This is a genomic window from Anaerobacillus alkalilacustris (assembly GCF_001866005.1).
In the GTDB taxonomy this organism is placed as follows: Bacteria; Bacillota; Bacilli; order Bacillales; family Anaerobacillaceae; genus Anaerobacillus; species Anaerobacillus alkalilacustris.
This window is the reverse complement of the sequence record NZ_MLQR01000023.1, coordinates 1-5,690: the sequence shown is the minus strand read 5'-3', so window position 1 is coordinate 5,690 and position 5,690 is coordinate 1. Positions and strand designations below refer to the sequence as shown.

Sequence of the window (5,690 nt, the reverse complement as noted above, 5' to 3'; positions counted from 1 at the left end):
ATAAAAATCTAATTTCAGTGTTTTCACCTGTTCTTCAAATAATTCAAGATTTATTGGTGAAAACCATTGTCCAAATGAAGTTTTTCGTGTAATCTTGTCCATGAGATGTGTCCTTTATTAGTGGATTTGGACGGGTTACCACCTGACTTATCCATTATAAAGGACTTTTTCTTTGCATAAAATAATTTATTGAAGATTTCGAATGTTTTTAATAGTAAAACAAAATTAGTGCAACACTAGTGAGTTTAATTCTATAAATTTCGATATGGATGTTTGTAAGTATTAATTTTAAAAATTAGGTTCCATACCAAGTAAAGTACCTATCAAGAACTTTACCACCAACATATCCCCCTATAGACCAAAGTAAATTCGCCGCAAAACCTCCTTCACTGATTTCCGATAAACCATTTTTGTTCATTTCTTTAAACATTAAAAAAAATAAGTATCCACTCTATAAGTTAAGTAACTACCCTATAAAAAATTATAGCATTATAAACGTGGATTTAAACCGACATTGTGTGACGGCGAGAGCGACAAAAATTGGAGGGAAGTGTAAGGTGTTGTCAGTTAAAAGTTGGATTAAATTTTAAAATATTAAGCGTGAAATTGAGGGTAGCTGAATTTTAAAAGTAATATTCCCGCCAAAAATGGCGGAACACCGCCACATTTTGGCGGGTACTTTTTTACCAAGATATAGTAGGATAATTGGTAAGAGTTAGGAATTGATAATTTACTAAATTAAGACAAAGTTTTTTTAGGAAGAAAATTCACATGCTATTTTAATAAATCTCCTATGCGTCCATGTGGCAAGTTGTATTCGAAAAAGTTTTGCCGACTAAAACAATTAGAGAGAAACTAGCGAACTCGTTTCAGTAAACTGAAATTGCTATATCACTATCAGTCACCATTAAAACCGTCAAAACTCATGTGACAAATCTATTAAAAAAATGGGTGAACTTACAGGAGAAATTATTTTTTCCTATTTAAGGGTGTTTCTTTTTAGTTTATCTATTTACTTTTTCTATATTGCAATTTATATGTTTACAGGTAAGCAAGTGATGTCTCTCCTCTTAAACATAGTATTTAATTTTATAATTTTAAGCATATATTCTAGTTTGAAATATTTAAATGTTTTAAAAGACCCTATCTTTTTCTACAACGTATATATCGTATTCATTGCAATTAGTGTTTTGTTATTAGTTTTTACTATATATCTAGTAAGTAATTACAAGGATTTTATTGATGAAACTTAAGACAAAATTTACTTTATTTACGTTGTTTCTAATGTTAAATATTGCTTCGATAACGATCACTGATAACGCTTCGAGTTTTATTGGGATAGAAAGCTTAATGACAACCTACAATGAAGAAAGAGGAAGAGTTGCAATATCTTTGCTCACATTAAATCTTGGACTCGCTTCAATTATTATGGTTAATTTAATAACAAAAATCACCAACTTATTTGTATATGCTGAGTACATTATTACTAGGGCTTCTAAGTTCATTTTTCTAAAACAATTAACTATTGAAATAATAAAGACAGTTAGTTTAATAGCACTAATCAAAGTAGTAACAGATGTTGTTCTTTATACTCTATCAGACTACTATACTTACTCAATTGAAATTGTTTTTATCTCATTTTCATATTTAACAACATTTATTTTGTGGGCTGGTATTTTAGTGTTATTGATTATGTTTAGAGTAAAAAGATCGACATCTTTCTTTATAACGATATGTTCATATATGCTTTTTCAAATATTTTCACATAATAGTGTTCTATTATCGATCTTTGTCATAGCGTCTTCCCAATATAAGGAACATATATGTTTATTGAGTGTAGGTAAAATAGTGATCATTTCTTTTATTTTTTTAATAACGTACAACAAAATAAAAAAATACGATTTAATAGCTTAATTTGATAACGATTTAAAAAGGAGATAAATATGATTAAGTTAAATAAGATAACAAAAGAAATAAAGGGTAAAACAGTTTTGGACAACATATCTATAGAGTTTATAGAAGGAAATTCGTACTTGTTAAAAGAACACAACGGTAGTGGAAAAACAATGTTACTTCGATTATTATGCGACTTAATAAAACCGACTACTGGAAAAGTTGTGAGAGAAATAAAGGAATATACATATGGAATTATCATTGAAAATCCATCTTTTTTAGAAAATGAAACGGCATTATATAACTTGAAATATTTGGCTTCTATTAAAAAACGAATTACCGAACAAGAAATTTATGATGCCTTAAAGCTTCTAAACTTATATGATCACCGAAACGATAAAGTTAAGACCTTCTCACTCGGAATGAAGCAACGTTTAGGACTATGTCAAGCGATTATGGAAGATCCAGATGTCTTATTATTGGATGAACCATTTAACGCATTAGATGATGAGAATTACGAAGTTGTAAAAAATATTTTAAAGCACCTTAAAGAAAAAGGGAAATTAATTATTATTGCGGCTCACGGATTATCTAAAGAAGACTTTCATTTATTTGATGAAATAATAACGTTAAGCGCTGGAAAAGTACAGGATATTAGCTTGAACGAATGAAATTTTAAAAGGAAGGGTTTGATTACATGTATGACAAATTTGAACGGTTAAAATTCTATCAAAAAATTATATGTATCATTTATTTTGCTGGATTAATCTATCTGTTAGGGGTTATCGAATTATAATGCTAATTTTAATTTATACATTACTATACATTGTTAGCTTTCTAGTATTGGAGATTAAACAGTATTATTTAGTCGGCATCTTGTATATTCTTGTGGCTGTTCGAGCTTTTAGTGGATTACGTATTAACCCGTTTTATTTTATTGACTTTTTCTATCGGAAATTCACGAAAAATAATATGTTAGAACTTTTGGCTGTTAGTCTAGCAATTCTTTTTTATTACGTGATAAACGGATATATTTATAGCTTTCCTGAGATTATTACGTATCCGTTTATGACAATCTTTTTTTATAGTACGTGCTTTATTGATGTGGAGGAAGTGTTAATGAAAAAAGGGAAGTCGGATATGGAGTCAAAAGTATAAGTAAAAAAGCAGTTTCAGTGGAGAGCGCGATTCTTATCAACTGGTACCAGATAGTGCATCTTGGTGCCAAACACTTAACTTATTGATAATGCCATGTATATGAAGACAAAAAGCAACCCTGGGTTAGTGTTTTAGATAGTGAAGTTAAAGACTGGTTTAAAGTTCAGCAAGATAAATATAAATGTCTAAAAAAAATGCCTTAGAGGAATAAAACGAGGGAGGGTTTTAATGAATGAGATTAAATTAACAAAAAAGGAAAATCAGTTTTTAGAAGTTGTATTAGATAAACTTATTATGAATGGAGTAAAAGAAAAGATAATAAACGATGCTCGGAACAATATATATGAACAAATTAGAGAATCTAGAGTTAAAAATGAGGATCCCCTAATCGAATTAGGTGATCCAGAAGAAATGGCATGTTTATGGCAAATGAATACTTGAAGATTACAAGTACGAATAAATCGAATAACAAGTGGTTACCTACATTAATATTTATAGCAATAATGCTCGTATTTTCTTTTTTAATTAGATGGTTTTTTATAATATTAAGGCAATAAGCTGGTTACGCAACTAGCTTTCTCAATTTTCTAGTTTATAAATTAAGGCTTATTGTTACCATAAGATTATTAATTATAGAGAGAAGGCAATTATAATAGAGTTTATTCTTTATCATAAAATTGGTTATATAAAATTAAGAACCCGTTTTGAGCATTTCCTAGTATACGATACTGAAAAACGTTAAATTTTATGAAAAGGAAGGGTGGGTGTCTAATGAGAATATCCAACGAATTTAAGGAACTAATCGAAAATAATTCAGCACTTGTAGCAATTGCTGTTACCATTTGGATATGGGTACTTTCCTATTATTTAGGCTTTGGTGTTGGGGAATATATCGGTAATATCACTAATAAGTAAAGGACTTAGAAAAGTGTAAAAAGGCTGAAATTGATGGAGAAGATGCTTTTCTGTTTTAAATTTTTTTATACTGCATTAGCTTTTTCTACCTCGATTTGGCGGTTAATGTTTAATGATCGTCAAAAATAAATCAATTGCTTCTTATTAAAATTACTCAAAAAATTCGCGGCACTGAAGAAACAGTGAAAGAGCAAATTAGATCAACGATACTTGGCCTTCTGTTGACTGTTATTCCCGTTATTATCATTATTTCAGCCTTGGAATTTATACCAGAAGATTTTTTGGGCGGCTTTGGAGTTTTCCTGATTAGTATCCTTATTATTGTATGCTTCTTATTGGTACGACATTATTCCTTGAAAAAATACTAAAGGCGTATAAAGGTCCGATATAGAATAACTTTCATCGGCGAAAGCAGATGATTAGTTATTCTTATGCCCGTGGTATAAGTTGAACTAACAATCAGTGGGGGATGAAGGAAAACCCCCACTGATTGAAGTTCAGCTTTATTGTAAGCCTTAAACTTCGCTGGTCTTCTTCTGCGTCCCACCTCAATCACTTCTCTTAACACTTCATTTTTATTAGTGTGTAGATGGTTGTAAACGTCTAGAGAGCGGCTTCCGTCAAAGGTCGCCCCAGTGAAGCTGCTACTTGGATTACTTCGAAGCGGCTTTGCTCTTGAGCAAACGGAGTGGCACAGGAGCAGCTGCTCGTGACCAAGGCGCTTGAGCTTTTCTGGTGTGCTTTAATTGGATGTTAATATAAAAAGAAACCTAATACAACAATGATGCCAACACCCAGTCCGCAATTTGTTAATATTTGTTTCCAAAAGATTTTATCTCTGTTTTGTGCCTGATATGCTTCAATTAAACTTAGCTGTAGCTCTTCAATACGATAGGATCTCCCTTCACTTTTGAAGGAAATCCGATAGTCTTTCGTTTCATCACCTAAGATCCCGCCATCAATGCTAATTTTTGTTGCCTCTTCAGTTATAGAATAAATAGCTTCTTCATCATGAAAGCCGTCTTTTTCCTCAAATGAAAAGCCCATATCTCTAAGCTTTGTTTTTAAAATAGGAAAAATGATTTCCGAACGTGCTTCATAAATGACAATCGTTTTATTCCCTTTAAAAACTCTAATAAGTATGATGATAATAAAAAAACTAAATAAGATCGTAAATGAAATCATTGGATTTATATCAAAATTCACAATTACGAATAATTGAAAAAACGAAACAAAAGTCATTGTATGATAGAATAGCTTAGTTTCAGTAATAACTCCGTTTTGCTTATAAATTCTGTAAGCTTCATAGAATAATAATAATGCACCGAATGTCCCAATCAACATCCAAGAGGTAGTTTCTTGAAAAAGTAGATTATTCATATAACATCTCCTAAATCTTATCATTTTTATTTACTTTGAGAATTGTATCATATAAGACTTTTGAAGTATAAGAATATTATAAATATTTTGGCTTCCTCGCTAAATAATATTTGTTTATAGATTTTAAGACCTGTCCATACTAGATAAAAAGTCTAATAAAATGGTCAGGAGTGTATAAGAATGCAAGATTTCGATAAAGAATACCGTCTTTTTCAAGAGGCACTAGATATTCAAGATCCTTGGTATATTGAAGATTACAAATTAGTAAAAAGTTCAGATCAATTTCATGTCTTTTTAGACTTCAAACGCGGAGCTAAGTTCCCGTGTCCACATTGTGGATGTGG

At 30.6% G+C, this 5,690-nt stretch carries 6 protein-coding genes; 5 read left to right on the top strand and 1 reads right to left on the bottom strand.

Annotated elements, in window-relative coordinates; genetic code table 11:
• The first annotated feature begins 1,242 nt into the window (after nucleotides 1-1,242).
• The 5 genes from BKP37_RS09125 to BKP37_RS20065 all read left to right on the top strand — a co-directional run bounded on the left by BKP37_RS09125 (nucleotide 1,243) and on the right by BKP37_RS20065 (nucleotide 3,966).
• Nucleotides 1,243-1,914: a hypothetical protein gene (locus BKP37_RS09125; protein ID WP_071309306.1), complete on the top strand. Its 672-nt coding sequence runs from the start codon at nucleotides 1,243-1,245 to the stop codon at nucleotides 1,912-1,914.
• A 29-nt stretch (nucleotides 1,915-1,943) separates the two neighbouring features.
• Nucleotides 1,944-2,564, top strand: a complete 621-nt coding sequence (locus BKP37_RS09120) for an ATP-binding cassette domain-containing protein (protein WP_071309305.1) — start codon at nucleotides 1,944-1,946, stop codon at nucleotides 2,562-2,564.
• 124 nt (nucleotides 2,565-2,688) lie between these two features.
• Nucleotides 2,689-3,051 (top strand): hypothetical protein, encoded by a 363-nt coding sequence (locus BKP37_RS09115; protein WP_071309304.1) that lies wholly within the window; start codon nucleotides 2,689-2,691, stop codon nucleotides 3,049-3,051.
• 228 nt (nucleotides 3,052-3,279) lie between these two features.
• The gene (locus BKP37_RS09110; protein ID WP_071309303.1) at nucleotides 3,280-3,492 is read left to right on the top strand and encodes a hypothetical protein; all 213 of its coding nucleotides are present in this window, start codon (nucleotides 3,280-3,282) and stop codon (nucleotides 3,490-3,492) included.
• Between the two features lie 330 nt (nucleotides 3,493-3,822).
• Complete coding sequence (locus BKP37_RS20065) at nucleotides 3,823-3,966, top strand: hypothetical protein (RefSeq protein WP_169823117.1); 144 nt, start codon at nucleotides 3,823-3,825, stop codon at nucleotides 3,964-3,966.
• Between the two features lie 753 nt (nucleotides 3,967-4,719).
• On the opposite strand, the gene BKP37_RS09105 is transcribed toward BKP37_RS20065, so the two are convergent.
• On the bottom strand, nucleotides 4,720-5,346 hold the full coding sequence (locus tag BKP37_RS09105) for a hypothetical protein (RefSeq protein ID WP_071309302.1): 627 nt from the start codon (nucleotides 5,344-5,346) through the stop codon (nucleotides 4,720-4,722).
• Nucleotides 5,347-5,690 lie beyond the last annotated feature (344 nt).

Excerpts from the sequence above, each read along its gene's own strand:
- BKP37_RS09125 (WP_071309306.1), top strand. The coding sequence starts at position 1,243 with ATGAAACTTAAGACAAAATTTACTTTATTTACGTTGTTTCTAATGTTA.
- BKP37_RS09120 (WP_071309305.1), top strand. The coding sequence starts at position 1,944 with ATGATTAAGTTAAATAAGATAACAAAAGAAATAAAGGGTAAAACAGTT.
- BKP37_RS09115 (WP_071309304.1), top strand. The coding sequence starts at position 2,689 with ATGCTAATTTTAATTTATACATTACTATACATTGTTAGCTTTCTAGTA.
- BKP37_RS09110 (WP_071309303.1), top strand. The coding sequence starts at position 3,280 with ATGAATGAGATTAAATTAACAAAAAAGGAAAATCAGTTTTTAGAAGTT.
- BKP37_RS20065 (WP_169823117.1), top strand. The coding sequence starts at position 3,823 with ATGAGAATATCCAACGAATTTAAGGAACTAATCGAAAATAATTCAGCA.
- BKP37_RS09105 (WP_071309302.1), bottom strand. The coding sequence starts at position 5,346 with ATGAATAATCTACTTTTTCAAGAAACTACCTCTTGGATGTTGATTGGG.